The sequence below is a fragment of the Anaeromassilibacillus sp. An172 genome, from assembly GCF_002160515.1.
Lineage (GTDB): Bacteria > Bacillota > Clostridia > Oscillospirales > Acutalibacteraceae > Limousia > Limousia pullorum.
Window position 1 is genome coordinate 19,728 of record NZ_NFKS01000014.1, and the last position, 18,599, is coordinate 38,326.

Genomic DNA, 18,599 nt, shown 5'->3' on the forward strand with positions numbered 1-18,599 from the left:
GATTCCAAAGGAACCACTTATGACCAACTATTGACACAGAGCCTTTTTAATTACTCCTCGTCCTCGGCTTCAACAACCTTAATTCCCAAAATATCAAGGTTAGCCTTATCAACCACAGATGGGCAGGCTGACATAATTTCGCTGGCGTTCTGAACCTTCGGGAATGCTGTAACATCTCTGAGGCTGTCGGCTTCGCACAAAATCATTGCAATTCTGTCGAGGCCTATGCCCATTCCGCCGTGTGGCGGAGCACCGTATTTATAAGCTTCTACAAGGAAGCCGAATTTTGCTTCTATTTCTTCGTCTGTAAGCTTCAAAGCTCTGAACATCTTCTGCTGAAGCTCATAGTCGGTAATTCTTATAGAACCGCTGGAAAGCTCTGTTCCGTTCAATGTAAGGTCATAAGCCTTTGCAATAACCTTGCCCGGGTCGGTATCAAGATACTGCAAGCACTCCTCACGAGGCATTGTAAACGGGTGATGCATTGCAACCCACTCGCCGCTTTCTGAATCGTACTCGAAGAACGGGAAGTCCACAATCCACAGGAAAGAAAATCCCTTTGGAATTATGTCAAGCTTCTTAGCTACAGTAAGTCTCAATGCGCCCAAAACCGGCAGTGTAACTGAATTTTTATCTGCAACCAAAAGCACAACGTCTCCCTTTTCTGCGCCCATTGTAGCAAGGATATTTTCAAGCTGACCCTCTGCCATAAACTTAGCAAAAGAGCAGGTTGGCTTATCCTCAACCCATCTTACAAAAGCAAGACCCTTAGCGCCGATACCCTTTACATATTCGGTGAGCTTATCAATTTCTTTTCTTGTAAGCTTAGAAGCTGCGTTCTTTGCAACAATACCTCTTACGGAACCGCCGTTTTCGATTGCGCCCTTGAACACTCCGAAGTCGCAGTCCTTAACAAGCTCTGAAATATCGCAGATTTCCATGCCGAAGCGGATATCAGGCTTATCAGAACCGTATCTCTCCATTGCATCCTTATATGTCATTCTTGGGAACGGAGTCTCAAGCTCCTGACCCAAAACATCCTTAAACAATCTCTTGAAAAGACCCTCGTTTATCTCCATGATTTCATCCATATCGACAAATGAAAGCTCCATATCAATCTGAGTAAACTCAGGCTGTCTATCGGCTCTCAAGTCCTCGTCACGGAAGCATCTAGCAAGCTGGATATATCTGTCATATCCTGCAACCATCAAAAGCTGCTTATAAATCTGAGGTGACTGGGGGAGAGCATAGAACTTGCCCTTATGAACTCTTGAGGGAACAAGGTAATCTCTTGCGCCCTCGGGAGTTGATTTCATCATCATAGGTGTTTCAATCTCTATAAAGCCGTTCTCATAGAAATAATCCCTTGCAGTCTTGGCGATTTTGCTTCTCATCATTATATTTCTCTGAAGCGGGCCTCTTCTCAAGTCAAGGTATCTATATTTAAGTCTTAATTCCTCGTTTGTATTTGTTTCGTCCAAAATTTCAAAAGGAGGTGTTTCAGCCTTGGAAAGAACTCTGAGGTCTTTTACCTCAACCTCGATTTCTCCTGTTGGAATTTCCATATTTTTAGAGCTTCTCTCTCTTACAACACCCTTAGCTGCCAAAACATATTCGCTTCTTGCAGCAAAAGCCTTTTCAAAAATTGTTCTGTCTGTTTCGTTGTCGAAAGCAAGCTGAACAATACCTGTTCTATCTCTAAGGTCGATGAAAATAAGCTGACCCAAATCTCTCTGTCTTTGAACCCATCCGCACACGGTAACCTCTCTGCCGATGTCGGATGTTCTCAAGTCGCCGCAATAGTCAGTTCTTTTCAACCCCGTCATAAACTCTGCCATTTTTTCTCATATCTCCTTTATTTTAGCTCCGCCTTGGACAGGTTCATCTGTCGGAACACTTCCGCCATGCGGCGGTTTAAACTTCCTTTTCCTGACGAAGTATTTTTTTATTTTTTTATAACCGACGGGGAAAGGTAAAGCTTGAAATTAGCTTCCGTTTTCCGTCGGGCGAGACCTTTATTTTATTTCCGACCTGCAAAGGTCAGTTTAAAAAATAAACGTAATTTCAGGTCGGGCGAGACCTTCCGCTGTTTCCTTTGGAATGGCTCGCTCTCATTTAACTTTTTCTTTTAGTTCCGACCTGCAAAGGTTAGTTTAAGAAATAAACCTCGTTTCAGGTCGGGCGAGACCTTCCGCTGTTTTCTTTGGAATGGCTCGCTCTCATAACACTTTATTCAAACAATAATTTTATTGCTTGACTTGTATAATTAAAAAAAATTTAGTTGTTGATTGTAAACGCATAATCAACGTGGGCTTTCTGGAACTGTATAAGGAAATTATCGTCCAAAGAAACCTCGGTGATTTCGCCGGTTTTCATATTTTTAAGCTTGCCCACATTGTTTTCTATTTCGTCGTCGCCCAAAACCATGGAGAATTTTGCCCCAATCTTATCGGCGTACTTCATCTGAGCTCTGAGGCCTCTGCCCACAACGTCTGTTTCGGCTATAAGTCCGGAGGTTCTCACCTTGCTTGCCAGCTCAAATGCCTTAAATGAGCCTTTTTCACCAAGTCCGGCAATGTAAATATCACAGGTTTCAGGCTTTGGAATTTCAATTCCCAGCTTATCCATAAGTATCAAAAGTCTTTCGATACCCATTGCAAATCCCAAAGAGGGGAGATGCTGACCGCCAAGCTCCTCAACAAGTCCGTCGTATCTTCCGCCGCCGCAGACTGTTCCCTGTGCGCCTATGCAGTCGGTTACGAACTCGAAAACTGTCTTTGTATAGTAGTCAAGACCTCTTACGATTGTTGGGTTTACTGTGTATTCAATATTTGCAGCGTCAAGATATTTTTTAACACCCTCGAAATGCTCACGGCATTCGTCGCAGATGTAGTCAAGAACCTTAGGTGCGTCCTTTGCAATCTCAGAGCATACCGGGCTTTTGCAGTCCAGAATTCTCATAGGATTTCTTTCAAGTCTTGAAAGACAGGTTTCGCAGAGCTGGTCTTTGTACTGCTCAAAATATTCCTTTAATGCCTTGTGATAATTTTTGCGGCACTCAGGACATCCTATTGAGTTTATCTCAAGTCTTAAATTTTCTATATTCAGTCTTTTGAAAACGGAAGCCGCCGCACTAATCATTTCGGCGTCAGCCGCAGGAGAAGAGGTTCCGTAGCACTCCAGACCGAACTGGTGGAACTCTCTGAGTCTGCCTGCCTGTGGTTTTTCATAGCGGTAACAGGAAACAAAATAGCTTGCTTTTACCGGAAGTCCGTCGTTATATATTGCATGCTCCAGCAAGGCTCTTGCAGCGCCGGCAGTTCCCTCCGGACGCAAAGTTATGGAAGCGTCGCCTTTTGTGCTGAAAGTGTACATCTCTTTTTGAACCACGTCAGTGGTTTCGCCGACGCCTCTTGAAAAAAGCTCGGTATGCTCAAAAACAGGTGTGCGGATTTCCTTAAATCCGAAGGCTTGAGCTTCCTTTCTCATAATTTCCTCTACAAACTGCCATTTGTAGCTGTCTTTTGGGAGAACATCCTCGGTTCCCTTAACTTTTTTCGTTATAAGCGCCATACTTTTCCTCCAAATATTAAAAAATCAAATAATAAGCATAATTTAAAATTGAATATTATTAACCTATATAAACAGCAAAGGGACTGCTGAAACCTCAGCAGAACCCCTGTTAATATTTTTTACCTTTATATAATAAGTTTATTTCAAAATATTTCTCCAGTCCAGGTCGCCTCTTTCAAGTCCGTGGATTAAAAGCTCCGCAGTGGCTATATTTGTGGCAACCGGTATATTGTACATATCGCAAAGTCTTAAAAGATTCATGTCGTTAGGTTCGTGAGGCTTAGGATTCAATGGGTCTCTAAGGAAAATAAGCATATCAATTTCATTGCAGGCAATTCTTGCAGCAATCTGCTGGTCGCCGCCCTGCTTGCCGGACAGGAATTTCTGTATTTCCAAACCTGTTGCCTCGGATACAATCTTACCGGTTGTGTCCGTTGCGCATATATGATGTCTGCTCAAAACTCCGCAGTAAGCAATGCAAAACTGTACCATAAGCTCTTTTTTCTCATCATGCGCAATAATTGCGATATTCATAACTATAACCTCCAGTTTCATAAATCTTGAAAAATGTTTCTGTTTATCTATGAAAGACAAAATAAATCTCTAATATGTAATCGGTATGAATTATGTTTACATTCCAAAGGATAAGGGCACGTTTACTCCCATAAGTCTTGAAACAATGCTGTCAAAAACTACGCCTGCCGAAGACCAGCAATTTTTTCCGCATCCGCTCTGCATCAAAGCGGCAATTCTTATATCGTCGGGAACAAGCCCGATAAGCTGTGTCTTACATATGTCTATAACCTCATCCAAATCTCTATAGATTCCCATTGTTCTGAAATTCTTCTCATTAAATCTGTTTATAATGAGTCTTATATCAGTAATACCCTTCTCTGTAAGCTTTTTGCGCACATTAAGACAGCCTCTAACGCTGGTGGGTTCTGCGTTCACCACAATAAGTGCCTTTTGCGCCGGTTCAATAGCGGTGTCAAAAGAACTTCCCACCCCCGCAGGAGCATCAATTAAAATATAATCGTAATTATCCTTGAGTTCGTCGGTTATCTGTTTCATAACCGCCGGACTTACTTCATCCGCAGCATCTATTGGGGCAGGCAAAAGGTACAGTCCCGGAATATCCTCCGCCGAATATATAGCCTTGCTGTAGTCGCAGTTTCCGCAGACCACGTCCGAAACATCGAAAACCACATTCTTTTCGATTCCCAGCATAAGGTCAAGACCTCTCATGCCGCAGTCGCAGTCTATAAGCAAAACATTTTTCCCCTGCTTTGTAAGGGAAACGGCTATTCCGGCAGAAACGGTGGACTTTCCTGTTCCGCCTTTTCCCGATGCCATAACAATTATTTGGCTCATATAATCATACCTCTTATTCATTTTATCACATTCATACAAAATTTGCAACGAGCTTCACGGTTTATTTAATAAAATATATATTAAAAATTTTGTTAAATTTCAATAAATAAAAAAGAATTTTGTTGCTCATTCAACAATATTTGCTCAAAATTTCCCCGTTGAACCGAAACCGCCTGTTCCTCTTTCTGTGGAATTTATATCAATAACCTCTTCATACACTGCGCAGTCTACAGGCATTATAACCATCTGAGCCACTCTTTCTCCCGGCTCTACAGTATAGGAAGTTTGAGAAATATTGCAAAGTCCCACGCAGATTTCACCTCTGTAGTCGCTGTCGATAACTCCGACCCCATTACTTAGGCAAATTCCGTGTTTAATTCCCAGTCCGCTTCTGGCATAAACAAAAGCGGCATAATTCTTATCGGGAATTTCGATAGCAATTCCCGTCTTTATTACCTTTATTTCTCCCGGCTTTATCTCCACCGGCTCATCAATACAGGCAAACAGGTCAGCACCGGCTGACCCCTCAGTAGCCCTCTGAGGAACTACCGCCTTTTCATTTATTTTTTTGACCTTTATTTTCATAGTCGTCTCCTATTTTATTTTTCCTTTTATGAATTTTTCTTGTGGGTGTAAATTCATTTTTTGAAATTTTTTATTAAAAAACTTTCAATACCAGTTTTTAGCAATTTTTTAATTCTCTAAAGAAAAATTATCTGTTGTTTTTTGTTTAACAAGGAAAAGGTTGAAAAGTTTTCCACATACCTATTGTGGAAACCGTTAAAACTTTTCCTTATTTTACCCCTCGAGAATATAATCCATTTGTTTTCCTCACTGTCAACATGGCGAAATCCTTGAATTTCTCAAGGTTTTCCACTGTTTCAACAGAGTTATCAACATAGAAGAGGTAGTATTTAACATCTGTGGAAAACATTGTGGATAACTTGTCAATTAGCGTTAATATTTTACAATTTAGGATTTCACAGGTGGTTCCGTCGCAAAAAACAGCAAAATCCTCGCTTTTTCTGTCACGAATTTTCAGCGTCTTTTTGCAAGTTTTGCAGTCAAGTCCTGCACTTTTGCCGGGACAGTTCCTTGTAAGCATAAGGGGGATTTTTCCGTAAACCATAACGCCTCTTTCAATATCGCCGCCCAAGCCGTTTATCTGTTCCTTTGCCATTTCAATGCTCAGTTCTGCGTCAGCAAGACCCTGCTCCTTAAAGAAATTCAAAGCGTAAGTGTTTGTTATGTTCAAACCAAAACCGCCGTGAACAGTAAATCCCTGCTTTCTTCCAAGATAAACTGCGCCGATATTTGAAGCCAAAACATCTTTAACCCCGATACCTTTAAGCTTTTCCAAGGTTTTCTCGATTCTCTGGTCAAGGGAGAACATTCCTCTGGGGATTTCTGCGCCAACATTTACTCCCTTTTTAATAAGGTTAAGGAAATTTTCTTCAGGAGAAAAAAGCGGTATGAAAACCATATCAAATTCCGAGAAAAACTCCGGAGGCTTTTTGTTTGATTTCCAGACTGCGTAATTTTTGTCCTCGCCTTTTCTTCTGTGGGGAGCAAACTCCGAAAGAGTGACCTCCTCAACAAAAGCATTTTTATTTTCACTGCGGATTTTTGACAGTTCATCAAGGGCGCTTCTTCTCATATTATTTATAACGGAAAGGGGGATAGTCACGTTTTCAGCTATCTGAAAATTTATTTCCTTAAAAAAGTAAGGTGTTCCGCCTGTTTTTTCAAGCTGCTGCTTCACTTTTTCCTCTGTGACGGCGGCTTTTATGGGGATTTCTCCCAAGGCTTCACCCTTTACCGAAACTGTGTTTTTCCCGTCTGTCACCTTTAAAACCGGATATTCTCCGGAAAAAAGCGAAAAATTCCCGGAAAGTCCAACCCTCTTAGGCTGGTCTTTGAAGAGATTTCTAATCTGTGAGAACATTTTCTCAGAAACGGCTGTTACGTCCTCGTGACGTCTTATTCCAAACATATCTTTCCCACGGCGGTCCTTATAATACCCGTCGGTAAATCCCGAACGTGAAAAAACTCCCGTTAAATATTCCCTTGTCTGCTCTGTTACAAAGCCCAAGTCAAGGCTTTCACGGCAGGCACGGACGGCGCTTGCCACATACTCCGGTCGTTTCATTCTGCCCTCGATTTTTGCTGAGTTCACGCCGATTTTTTCAAGCTCCGAAAGATAATCTATAATACTGTTGTCTTTAAGGCTTAAAGCATAGCCGCCTTTTCCGTTTACACCGAAGGGCAGACGGCAGGGCTGGGCGCAGGCTCCACGGTTTCCGCTTCGTGAACCCAGCATTGCGCTGAAATAGCACTGACCGGAAACACACATGCACAGTGCGCCGTGAACAAACACCTCAAGCTCTATTGATGTGGCTTTTCTTATTTCCTTTATTTCCTCCATGGAAAGCTCACGGGACAGCACAACCCTTTTAAATCCCAGTTCCTCCAAAAACTTTGCGCCTGAGGGAGAGTGAACGCTCATCTGGGTTGAGCCGTGGAGAGGAAGCTCCGGCACATACCTTTTAATAAGGGAAACAAGACCGAAGTCCTGTACAATAACTCCGTCAATTCCTGCGTTATAGGCTTTGATAACAGTGTTCAAAGCCCTTTCGCACTCCTTATCAAAAATAACCGTATTGGCGGTAAGATACACCTTAACACCGCACATGTGGCAATATTTAACCGCCTTTTCCATTTCCTCAAAGTCAAAATTGTGGGCGGAGGCTCTGGCGGAAAATTCCTTTGCACCAAGATAAACTGCGTCCGCTCCGCTTTTTACCGCCGCCTCAACGCTTTCCATCCCCCCGCAGGGGGCAAGTACCTCAAGCCTGCTCATTTGTTTCTTCCGCTTTCTTTTTATTTCTCTTTCTGTTGTTTCTGGGCACGTACTCTTTTTTGCCGGGACGCTTGTTTTCCTTTACCTCAGACCCGTGGGACTCCTCGTCGGATTCTGATTTTTCTGAAGAGTTTTCCACATGGTCGCTTTCTGATGTTGAAACTTCCTCGGTTTTTCCGGACTCAAGCTGTGAAATCTGCATTTTAAGTGTCTGAATTTCGCTCATAAGACCCTTAATCTGCTCTGTAAGCACAGAGTTTTTCTCTTTTTCGTCGAAAAGCTCTTTATTTCTTGCGATAATTTCTTTCTGTGCTCTGTTAATATCGTCGCAGAAATCCATGCAGGAGAGGACTGCGGCGGCGGTTATTGAGAAATGCTCGTTTTCTCTCTGAACCAGTTTTATTTTATTGTCTGTCTGGCGGGCGATTTCCTCAACGTAGTTCAAATCCTCCTGATTGATTATTGTAAATATCTGACCCGCAAGGGTGACTGTGATTTTTTTATCCATAGCTGACATCCTTTCCTTAGTCTTTGATTTTTCCCCTTTTATTATAGATTATACAAAGATTTTTTAAGCGTTAAAAAGCTGTAATTTCTGCCAAAAAATCAAAGATTTTACCCTTTATGAAATAAAACAATTATAATACATTCTTCGGTTTACGTCAAACAGATGAAAGGAAAAAAGAGTTTCTTAAAAATGTTTAAAAATCTTTCTAAACATCCAAAATATATAAATCACAGCCTTTACAAAGTTTTTGATTAAACAGTTTTCACAGAAAAAAATCTCCATGAAAACCGGTGATTTCACCCTATAATATAACCTTTATTTTCCTTTTTTACTCACCTTACAATCGTCCTAAAATGATTATATTTGTGCAAACTACACAGTTTTTTTACAAATATTTCTTAGGTTAAAATGTATTTTTTACGTACAAAATCGGTTTTGGGTATTGAATTTGGATTAAACCTATAGTATAATACAATATGTCGCTTTACACTGTTTTCACGTGTTAAGCGTTGACATATATTTCTTTTTATTATTAAAATTTTGTTTTTTCAAATCAATTAAAACGGCGTAGGGTTCGTGAAATTTATAACATAAAAAACGCCGCATTTTTAGGAGGAAGAGTATGAAATACAATCTTACTGTTAAAGAAATCTCAGATAAAATAGGTGCTAAGCTTTCCCACAATTTCGGTGTAGCACCTGAAGAGGCAACCTACGAGCATTTTTACAAGGCTGCTGTTCTTGTTTGCCGTGACCTTATGAGCGAGGGCTACAAGGAGTTCACAAACAAAGCAAACGAGCAGGGCAAAAAGCAGGTTTATTACCTCTGCATGGAATTCCTCATGGGAAGATCACTTAAAAATAACATCTTCAACCTCGGTCTTGAGGACACACTCAAAGAGGCTTTGAAGGGATACGGCATTTCCCTTGACAAGGTTTACGAGCAGGAGCCTGACGCAGGTCTCGGAAACGGCGGTCTCGGACGTCTTGCAGCATGCTTCCTTGACGGTCTTGCATCACAGGCTTATCCATCAATGGGTTATTCCCTGAGATATGAATACGGTATTTTCAGTCAGAAGCTTATCGACGGCTGGCAGACAGAGCTTCCTGATTTCTGGCTTCCTGGCGGCAGCGTATGGCTTCACGCTCATCCTGAAAAGGCTGTAGAGGTTTCCTTTAACGGAAGAGTAAAGGAATTTTGGATTGGCGGAAACCACAGTGTTGAGATTGAGGGCGCAACAAAAATCAACGCTATTCCTTATGATATGCTTGTTTCCGGATACAACGGCAAGGGTATCAGCCGCCTGAGACTTTGGGCAGCAGAATCCAAAATTTTCGATATGGACGCTTTCAACGGCGGCGATTATGTAAGAGCCATGGAGCAGAAGGCTATGTCCGAGGCAATCACAAAGGTTCTCTATCCCGGTGACAATCATCCGGAAGGAAAGAGCCTCCGTCTTACTCAGCAGTATTTCCTTGTAAGCGCAACTGTTCAGGATATCGTAAACAGACACCTGAGAGTTTACAAGACAATGGAAAACTTCGCAGAGAAGGTAACACTCCACTTGAACGACACACACCCTGTTCTTGCTATTCCTGAACTTATGAGAATACTCCTTGACGAGTGCGGCTACAGCTGGGATAAGGCATGGGAGATTGTTACAAACTCTGTTGCATATACAAACCACACAGTTATGAAAGAAGCTCTCGAGTGCTGGGGCATTGATATGTTCCAGAAGCTTCTCCCAAGAATTTATCAGATTATAGAAGAGCTCAACAGACGTTACTGCGCAGAACTTCACGCAAGAGGCATCGACGGCTATCAGGTTGGCAGAATGGCAATCATCAACGAGGGCGTTGTAAAGATGGCAAACCTCGCTGTTATGGCAAGCTACAAGGTAAACGGCGTTTCCGCTCTCCACAGTGAAATCCTCAAGGATACTGTATTCCACGATTATTACACAGTAACACCTGCTAAGTTTACAAACGTTACAAACGGTATCGCTCACAGACGTTGGCTCAACCAGTCTAACCCGAAGCTCGCTTCACTTCTTACAGACCTTATCGGCGACGGCTACATCACAGACGCTTCCAAGCTTGAAGAGCTGAAGAAGTACAAGGATGATTCAGCTGTTCTTGATAAGCTTGCAAAGATTAAATACGAAAATAAAGTTTACATGGCTGACTACATCAAGAAGCACAACGGCATCATCGTTGACCCTAACTCAATCTTTGACGTACAGGTTAAGAGACTTCACGAGTACAAGAGACAGCTTATGAACGCTTTGCATATTCTCTCAACCTATCAGTGGCTGAGAAACAACCCAAATGCAGACTTTAAGCCAAAGACCTACATTTTCGGAGCAAAGGCTGCACCGGGTTACTACTTCGCAAAGAAGATTATTCAGTTCATCATTCATCTTGCAAATACAATCAACAACGACCCAAGAGTAAACCAGAAGCTCAAGGTTGTATATCTGGAGGACTACAGAGTTACAGTTGCTGAAAAGCTTATACCTGCCGCAGAAATCAGCGAACAGATTTCACTTGCAGGAACAGAGGCTTCCGGTACAAGTAACATGAAGTTCATGATAAACGGTGCTGTTACAATCGGTACTTTGGACGGCGCAAACGTTGAAATTCACCAGGCAGTAGGCGATGACAACATTATTCTCTTCGGTATGACAACACCTGAGGTTGACAGAATTAAGAAGCAGAGCTATATTCCATCCAACTACTACAGAAACAACCAGATTATCAGAGCAGCAGTTGACGAAATCAATGCTTCCAAGTTCTCCGATATCGCAACATCACTTCTCAACGTTGACCCATACATGGTACTTGCAGACTTCGGCGATTATTCATTCGCACAGCAGAAGGCTTCACAGATTTACGGCGACCAGAGAAAGTGGAACCAGATGTCACTTATGAACATTGCAGGCGCAGGCATCTTCGCAGCAGACCGTTCAATAAGAGATTACGCAAACAACATTTGGAACCTCAAGCCTGTTGATGAAGACTGATAAAAGTTAATCTTTCAAAATAAATGAAATATCCCGTCACCAGACGGGATATTTCTCTTAAAAGTATTAAACCCGGGGTGATTTTATGTATCCGTTATTTGACTCTAAGTGCTATTTCTACAGAAGTCCATTCGGAGCTGTAGAAGAGGGAACAAAGGTGCATTTTCAGATTCTCGTACCGTCTGAGCTGAGATGCAGCAGGGCGCAGCTTGCCATAAAATACGATGAGGACGCCGACTGGAATTTTATAAATATGCTTTGGCAAATAGGCTTTGACAACACAACAGGTCTGTGGGTCTGCGACTTTACTCCGGAAAAAGAGGGACTGTACTGGTACAGCTTTAAAATAAACACAGCCGAGGGTCAAAGATTTATAGTACCCTCCGACGACCCCAACGAAAAAAGCCAGTTAAGCCGTTCCCCATGGAGGTCATGGCAGCTTACCTGCTATAAAAAGAACTTTAAAACACCGAAATGGCCTGTAGGCGGAGTTATGTACCAGATTTTCCCCGACAGATTTTATTTCAGCGGAGAAAGAAAAAACATAACACGCACCGACCTTACCATAAACGAAAACTGGTATTCCCAGCCAAAATGGTGGCCTAACGAGCAGGGCGAAATAACAAACAACGACTTTTTCATGGGCGACTTAAAGGGAATAACAATGAAGCTTCCTTACCTTGCAGACTTAGGTGTAACCTGCATTTATCTCAACCCCATATTTGAAGCCTATTCAAACCACCGTTACGACACAGGCGACTACAGCAAAATCGACCCCATGCTTGGCACAGAAGAGGACTTCGAGGAGCTTTGCAGCGAAGCCAAAAAGCTTGGAATACACATAATAAACGACGGAGTATTCTCCCACACCGGTTCCGACAGCATTTATTTTAACCGCAGCGGAAAATACGGAGACGGTGGAGCCTTCCGTGACCAAAATTCACCCTATTACAGCTGGTACAAATTCTCAAACTGGCCCCACAATTACAGCTCATGGTGGGGATTTTACACCCTGCCGGAGGTAAACGAAACCGACCCCAATTTCAGCGAATATATAAACGGAAAAGACGGCATAATCAGAAAATGGATGAAAAAGGGCAGCAGCGGCTGGAGAATTGACGTTGCCGACGAGCTTCCCGACGAGTTCATAAAGAACATCAGGGACAATATAAAAGATTACGACCCGGACGCCTTTTTGATAGGTGAGGTTTGGGAGGACGCCTCAAACAAGGAGAGCTACGGCGCAAGGCGCAGATTTCTTTTAGGCGAAGAGCTTGACTCGGTAATGAACTATGTTTTCCGCAACGCAATTATAGACTACATCAAGGGAGCAGACGCCCTTGTGGTTATGAATTCCATAATGACCGTTGTAGAAAACTATCCAAAGCCTGTATTAAACGTGCTTATGAACCTCCTTTCAACCCACGACACAGAGAGAGCAATAACAGTTCTTGCCGGAGAGCCATTAAACGGACGTGACAGAAACTGGCAGGCTCACAAGCTTTTAAACCACGAGGAATACGTTAGAGGTATCAAGCTTATGAAGATAGCCTCCGGTATTCAGTACACCCTGCCCGGCTTCCCATGCGTCTATTACGGCGACGAAACGGGAATGCAGGGTTACAAAGACCCATTTAACCGTCAGTGCTTCCCATGGGACTATGAAAACCAGGAGCTTATCGACTGGTACAAGGGCTTGGGCAAAATGAGAAAAGTCTGTACCGCCCTTTGGGAAGGGGAGATACACAACGCCTTTTCCAACGGAAAATTCCTTTCCTACATTCGCCACGACGAAAACACAGGACTTTTCTGCGGCTTCAACACAGGCGATACTGAAATAGAAATAGATTGTCCTCCGGGCTACGCCTCAGGAACGCCTTTAATGGGCACCCGCATGGAAAACGGCAAGCTCTACATCCCGCCCCTTTCCTCAGCATTTATTTTAATCTAACTCCGCCTTGGATAGGGTCATCTTTCGGAAAACCTCCTCCATGCGGCGGTTTTAACTTCTCTTTCCTGACGAAGATTTTTATTTCCGATTTTTTATATCAGACCTTATTTTTTATATCCGCCTTGCAAAACTCACCTTAAAAATTAGCACCGTTTTTCAAGGCGGGCGAAACCTTTGTTTTTTATATCCGACCTGCAAAGGTTTATCTTAAAATTTAACGTCTGCGCAGGTCGGGCGAGACCTTTTCCTTATTATTTAGAATGGTTAGCCCTCGATTGGGTTTCATTTTTCAATTATAATTTTACAGCCACGGTTATTTTGTAAACCGTGGCTGTTTTTTATTTTTCTTTTATGTAAATATTTGTTACATCGGGTAGGGCAAAATATTATTAACCACCAGCAAATAAATCATTCCTAAAATTACAAAAACAATTATTACCTCTAATAAAAACCTCAATACCACCATAATTGTTGTATCGCTTCTTATATTTACCACCATAGCCAGTAAAAAAATATAAATAAAAAAGGTAATAAAAGAAATCGATATTTGAAATATTCCACCCATATTCTTTGTATACATATCTATATATAAGGATAAAAATATTAAAATTACCGCCAGCACCTTGAATATATAACGAAAAACTCTGTTTCCTGTATAAAGCTTCCAAAACTTGGTTTTTCCCAAGTGCTTTTCCAAAAAATTATATTCCCAGTTATACATATTGACTGTACCTCCTTTCCTCGCCTATAATTCATATCACTTATTGAATAAACGACGAGCTATACGTCAGCGGCACATAATCTTAATATATGATAGAATTAATCATATATTTTAATCATTTTAATTTTTAACTGTATATAGCTTTAAAAACTTTGTCTTTCATTAAAAATTGCAAAATAATTATGAATAAATTATAATCTTTCATAAATTAAGTACGCAGCAGGATATGTAGGTTTAGTGTTTTCAATATGTGTAACTCTAACACAATTTATTTCTCCTGTAAGAATCATAAGAAAAGAATCACGCCACCAATCTTCAGATTTAAATCTTATATTATCAAGCTTATCCAATAAAATTCTTACAGCGGCTCCACTAGGTCCTCCAAAAGCTGAAAACAAAGCTTTTGCTACTACTTCTGCTCCTTTCTTAGCCAAATCATTTAAAAATGATGATGTACCTTTAATTCGGTTATATTCTCTTCCTATATCTTCTTTATACATGTAATTTTGATACATTATTTTACCCTCAGGAAGTGTTCTTGTCTGTATCATACTTCTCTGTGCTTCTTCAATCTGTTCCTGTCTAAATTCTGGGTTTTCCAACATACTTTCATATTCTTCAACATAAGTTTCCGGAACCTGAGCAACAATAGTCAAACCATCGCTGTCAGTTACAACAACATTTACAAGTGTTTCATTAGTTTCGATTTCTTCCGCATTTACTGCTGCAATCTGCAATGGCAAAATGAGAAAAATCATAGCCAAAAATATTGACAATTCACGTTTTTTGATGTTCTTCATTAAAAATCACTCCTTATATTAATAAATTTAGTACCTTAATAATAATACGTTATTTAAATTCTGTCAACACTTTTTTTGAATTTTTTTACTAAATTACTAACTTTGTAGATATAAACAATTTTAAATAATTTTTTTATACCAATTATACAATTATAAAAATTCAAAATATATTCATAAAATTATTACTATTAAGAAAGACTAAATGATAGCAAATACCGACTTTGAATTAAGTTTTATTTATCAATTATGAATTTGCAGTCACAGTTATTTTACAAATTATGTACTCTTCTTTATTTTTCTTTCATTAAACTCCATAAAAAAATCGGCTTCCTTTTCGGGAAACCGATTTTTATAATAAATTATTATTCTGGTGATTCTGTGTTTTCTTCCTCTGAAATTGCTTCTTCCGCTTCGTTTTCGGCAATTTCATCCGGGTCTGTTTCAAGGCTTACAACCTCTTCATCGCTGTCGTGAGGTGCTCTTGCCAAGGTCACAACCTTACTGCCCTCGGAAACCTTCATAACGGTAACGCCCTTACTTGGACGTGAGCATACACGGATTGATGATGCCTGAATCCTTATAATTACACCGTCTGATGAGATAATAATAATATCATCGTCCATGTCAACGACCTTAATCGCCGCAACGTCGCCGTATTTCTCCACATGATAGTTGGTAAGACCCTTACCGCCTCTGGACTGTATTCTATAGTCGCTGAGCTTTGAAAGTCTGCCGTATCCTGTTTCTGAAACAGTGAGAACATAAGCGTCCTCACGGACTGTACTCATGCCGATAACCTCGTCGTCCTCACGGAGTGTAATAGCCTTGACACCTCGTGCCTGTCTGCCCATCGGGCGCACGTCGGTTTCCTTAAAGCGTATAGCCATGCCCTTTTTAGTGGCAACAATAACTTCGCTTTCCCCGTCGGTCATTCTTACCCAGGCAAGCTCGTCGCCCTCGTTAAGCTCAAGTGCAATAAGTCCGCCCTTTCTTGCGGTATTATAGGCGTTAAGCTCTATTCTCTTGACGATACCCTTTCTTGTTACCATAATCAGGTACTTGTTTTCGTCAAACTCATGAACCTTAATCATGGATGTAACATGCTCGTCAGCGTCAATAGGCAAGAGGTTTGCTATATTCATGCCCTTTGACTGGCGGCTTCCCTCTGGAATTTCATAGCACTTAAGTCTATAAACCCTGCCCTTATCTGTAAAGAACAGAACATAGTCGTGGCTGTTTATAATAAACATTTCGGTTGCCACGTCCTCTTCACGGCGTGTCATACCTGCAACGCCTCTGCCTCCACGCTTCTGGGTCTTATATGTGTCGATTGAAAGACGCTTTACATATCCGAACTGGGTGAGAGTGAGAACGCAGTCCTCCTGAGGAATAAGGTCCTCAATATCAACCTCGCCGCTTACGGAAAGAATCTCTGTTCTTCTCTGGTCGGCATATTTATTTCTTACAGCGTTTACTTCTTCCTTAATTATCTGCAAAACTCTTGAATGATTGGAGAGAATATCCTCGTAGTCATCAATTTTAACATGAAGTGCAGCGATTTCATCCTCGATTTTCTGTCTTTCCAAGCCCGTAAGCTGTCCCAAACGCATCTGAACTATTGACTGCGCCTGAATTTCATCAAGTCCGAATCTCTCCATAAGTCTAAGCTTAGCTTCGCCCTGGTCTTTACTTGATCTGATTATAGCTATAACCTCATCAATAAAATCTATAGCGATTTTCAAGCCCTCGAGAATATGCATTCTCTCTTTAGCTTTATTCAAATCAAACTGTGTTCTTCTTGTAACAACGTCAACCTGGAAATCTATATAATGATTTAAAATATCCTTTAAAGTCAAAAGCTTAGGTTCGCCGTTTACAATGGCAATCATTATAACGCCGAAAGTAACCTGAAGCTGTGAATATGAGAAAAGCTGATTTAAAACTATCTGAGGTGAAGCGTCACGCTTTACGTCGATTTCAATATGCATACCGTTTCTATCGGAATGGTCCTCGATATTTGAAATTCCCTCAATTCTCTTATCCTTAACCATATCGGCGATACTTTCAATAAGTCTTGCCTTATTTACCTGATACGGAAGCTCTGTAACAATAATTTTAAATCTTCCGTTTTTCTCTTCAACGATTTCCGCCTTAGCTCTGACAACAATCTTACCTCTACCGGTAGCATATGCGGCTCTTATACCGCTTCTTCCCATAATTGTTGCGCCGGTAGGGAAGTCAGGGCCCGGGATATACTCCATAAGGTCGGCAACAGTTGCGTCCGGGTTATCGATAAGATAATCCATAGCGTCTACAACCTCGCCCAAATTATGAGGCGGAATATTTGTAGCCATACCAACTGCGATACCGCTGCTTCCGTTTACCAAAAGGTTAGGGAAACGGCAGGGGAGAACCACCGGCTCTTGAAGTCGGTCGTCGTAGTTCGGCATAAAGTCAACTGTCTTTTTATCTATATCGGTGAGCATCTCCATTGAGATTTTACTCATTCTTGCTTCTGTATAACGGTAAGCAGCAGGCGGGTCGCCGTCCACAGAACCGAAGTTTCCGTGACCGTCCACCAGCATATATCTCATGGAGAAATCCTGTGCAAGTCTTACCAAAGCGTCGTAAACTGAAGAGTCGCCGTGTGGGTGATAGCTACCCAAAACCGCACCGACAGTATCAGCACACTTATGATAAGGCTTATCGTAAGTAAGGCCTTTCTCAAACATTGTATACAAAATTCTTCTATGCACAGGTTTCAGACCGTCCCTGACATCGGGCAGCGCTCTTGAAACAATAACGCTCATTGAATAATCAAGAAAGGATTTTCTCATTTCTCTCTGTATGTCAACGTCAATAACCCTTGACTTTTCCATCATCTCTTGAAAATTATCCAACTTCCAACACCTCTCTTTTCTTTTATCTCCGCCTTGGACAGGTTCATCTGTCGGAAAACCTCCGCCATGCGGCGGTTTTAACTTCCTTTTCCTGACGAAGATTATTTTACTTCCGACATGCAAAGGTTATTTATAAAAAATAAAGTTCAGCACATGGCGGGCGAGACCTTTTTATTTTTTATCCGACAGGGAAAGGTTCAGCTTTAAATTAGCTCACGTTTTCCGTCGGGCGAGACCTTTTATTTTATATCCGACCTGCAAAGGTACTTTTTAAAAATAAACTTCATTTCAGGTCGGGCGAGACCTTTTCCTCAATCTTTGGAATGGCTCGCTCACATTTACGCTTATCACAATTTTTATTTATCGCACCTACGTAAATTTCTTTATTATAAATTATTCATTTTAAAAATTTAATTTTCTTCCCTTATATCCTCGGAAATTTTCGCAAAAAGTTCGGGAAGCTTTTTCTTTACATTTATCGGCTTAAAGGTTTTTGAGTCAACAAAACCGTGCTCCGTGGTTCCGCTTCCAAGCAAAACACCGTCGCTCTTTCTTTTTACCTCGTAATACAGCACCATTTTTGCCGCAGAAAGCTTTGTGGCTCTGGTTTCAACCACCACAACGTCCTCGTACTTTGCCGGAATACCGTAATGGCAGGTGAGATTGATAAGAGGCATCATAACTCCGGCTGCTTCCATTTCCGTATAGCTTATTCCGAACATTTTTATATAATCGGTTCTTCCTGCCTCGTACCATATTGGGTAAACGCTGTGATGCACTATTCCCATCTGGTCTGTTTCAGCATATCTCACTGTCAATTCAGTTTTAGATATTTTCATTATTTTCGCCTCTGTTTTTTATCAATGTAAATCTAATTTTATCCTTATAAACTA

General features: G+C 41.3%; 13 protein-coding genes. 2 read left to right on the forward strand and 11 right to left on the reverse strand.

The window, feature by feature from the left end; all coding sequences use genetic code 11:
• Positions 1–50: 50 nt before the first annotated feature.
• From aspS to B5F08_RS07765, 7 genes are all read right to left on the reverse strand, one after another.
• Positions 51–1,838, reverse strand: coding sequence for an aspartate--tRNA ligase (aspS, locus tag B5F08_RS07735; protein WP_087378031.1), 1,788 nt, complete (start codon positions 1,836–1,838; stop codon positions 51–53).
• A gap of 439 nt (positions 1,839–2,277) precedes the next feature.
• A complete protein-coding gene (gene hisS / locus B5F08_RS07740; protein ID WP_087378033.1) occupies positions 2,278–3,573 on the reverse strand; it encodes a histidine--tRNA ligase in 1,296 nt (431 codons plus the stop codon).
• Positions 3,574–3,711: 138 nt separating this feature from the next.
• Complete coding sequence (locus tag B5F08_RS07745; protein ID WP_087378035.1) at positions 3,712–4,107, reverse strand: methylglyoxal synthase; 396 nt, start codon at positions 4,105–4,107, stop codon at positions 3,712–3,714.
• Positions 4,108–4,203: 96 nt separating this feature from the next.
• Positions 4,204–4,944 carry an AAA family ATPase gene (locus B5F08_RS07750; RefSeq protein WP_158096254.1) on the reverse strand — a complete coding sequence of 247 codons (741 nt, stop codon included), beginning with the start codon at positions 4,942–4,944 and terminating at the stop codon, positions 4,204–4,206.
• Between the two features lie 144 nt (positions 4,945–5,088).
• Positions 5,089–5,529 carry a dUTP diphosphatase gene (gene dut / locus B5F08_RS07755; RefSeq protein ID WP_087378038.1) on the reverse strand — a complete coding sequence of 147 codons (441 nt, stop codon included), beginning with the start codon at positions 5,527–5,529 and terminating at the stop codon, positions 5,089–5,091.
• Between the two features lie 208 nt (positions 5,530–5,737).
• The gene (locus B5F08_RS07760) at positions 5,738–7,804 is read right to left on the reverse strand and encodes a U32 family peptidase (RefSeq protein WP_087378040.1); all 2,067 of its coding nucleotides are present in this window, start codon (positions 7,802–7,804) and stop codon (positions 5,738–5,740) included.
• Complete coding sequence (locus tag B5F08_RS07765; RefSeq protein WP_158096255.1) at positions 7,791–8,312, reverse strand: cell division protein ZapA; 522 nt, start codon at positions 8,310–8,312, stop codon at positions 7,791–7,793. The genes B5F08_RS07760 and B5F08_RS07765 overlap by 14 nt, the downstream gene beginning before the upstream one ends.
• Before the next feature lie 622 nt (positions 8,313–8,934).
• Here B5F08_RS07765 and B5F08_RS07770 point away from each other — a divergent pair.
• Both B5F08_RS07770 and B5F08_RS07775 read left to right on the forward strand, forming a co-directional pair.
• Entirely contained in the window at positions 8,935–11,334 is a 2,400-nt protein-coding gene (locus tag B5F08_RS07770; protein WP_087378044.1) for a glycogen/starch/alpha-glucan phosphorylase, read from the forward strand.
• Positions 11,335–11,419: 85 nt separating this feature from the next.
• Complete coding sequence (locus B5F08_RS07775) at positions 11,420–13,285, forward strand: glycoside hydrolase family 13 protein (protein ID WP_087378046.1); 1,866 nt, start codon at positions 11,420–11,422, stop codon at positions 13,283–13,285.
• Between the two features lie 364 nt (positions 13,286–13,649).
• On the opposite strand, the gene B5F08_RS07780 is transcribed toward B5F08_RS07775, so the two are convergent.
• The 4 genes from B5F08_RS07780 to B5F08_RS07795 form a co-directional block, all read right to left on the reverse strand.
• The gene (locus B5F08_RS07780) at positions 13,650–14,006 is read right to left on the reverse strand and encodes a hypothetical protein (protein WP_087378048.1); all 357 of its coding nucleotides are present in this window, start codon (positions 14,004–14,006) and stop codon (positions 13,650–13,652) included.
• 191 nt (positions 14,007–14,197) lie between these two features.
• Positions 14,198–14,806, reverse strand: coding sequence for a hypothetical protein (locus B5F08_RS07785; protein ID WP_087378050.1), 609 nt, complete (start codon positions 14,804–14,806; stop codon positions 14,198–14,200).
• Positions 14,807–15,168: 362 nt separating this feature from the next.
• The gene (gene gyrA / locus B5F08_RS07790; RefSeq protein ID WP_087378052.1) at positions 15,169–17,685 is read right to left on the reverse strand and encodes a DNA gyrase subunit A; all 2,517 of its coding nucleotides are present in this window, start codon (positions 17,683–17,685) and stop codon (positions 15,169–15,171) included.
• Between the two features lie 431 nt (positions 17,686–18,116).
• Complete coding sequence (locus tag B5F08_RS07795; RefSeq protein WP_087378054.1) at positions 18,117–18,545, reverse strand: acyl-CoA thioesterase; 429 nt, start codon at positions 18,543–18,545, stop codon at positions 18,117–18,119.
• Positions 18,546–18,599 lie beyond the last annotated feature (54 nt).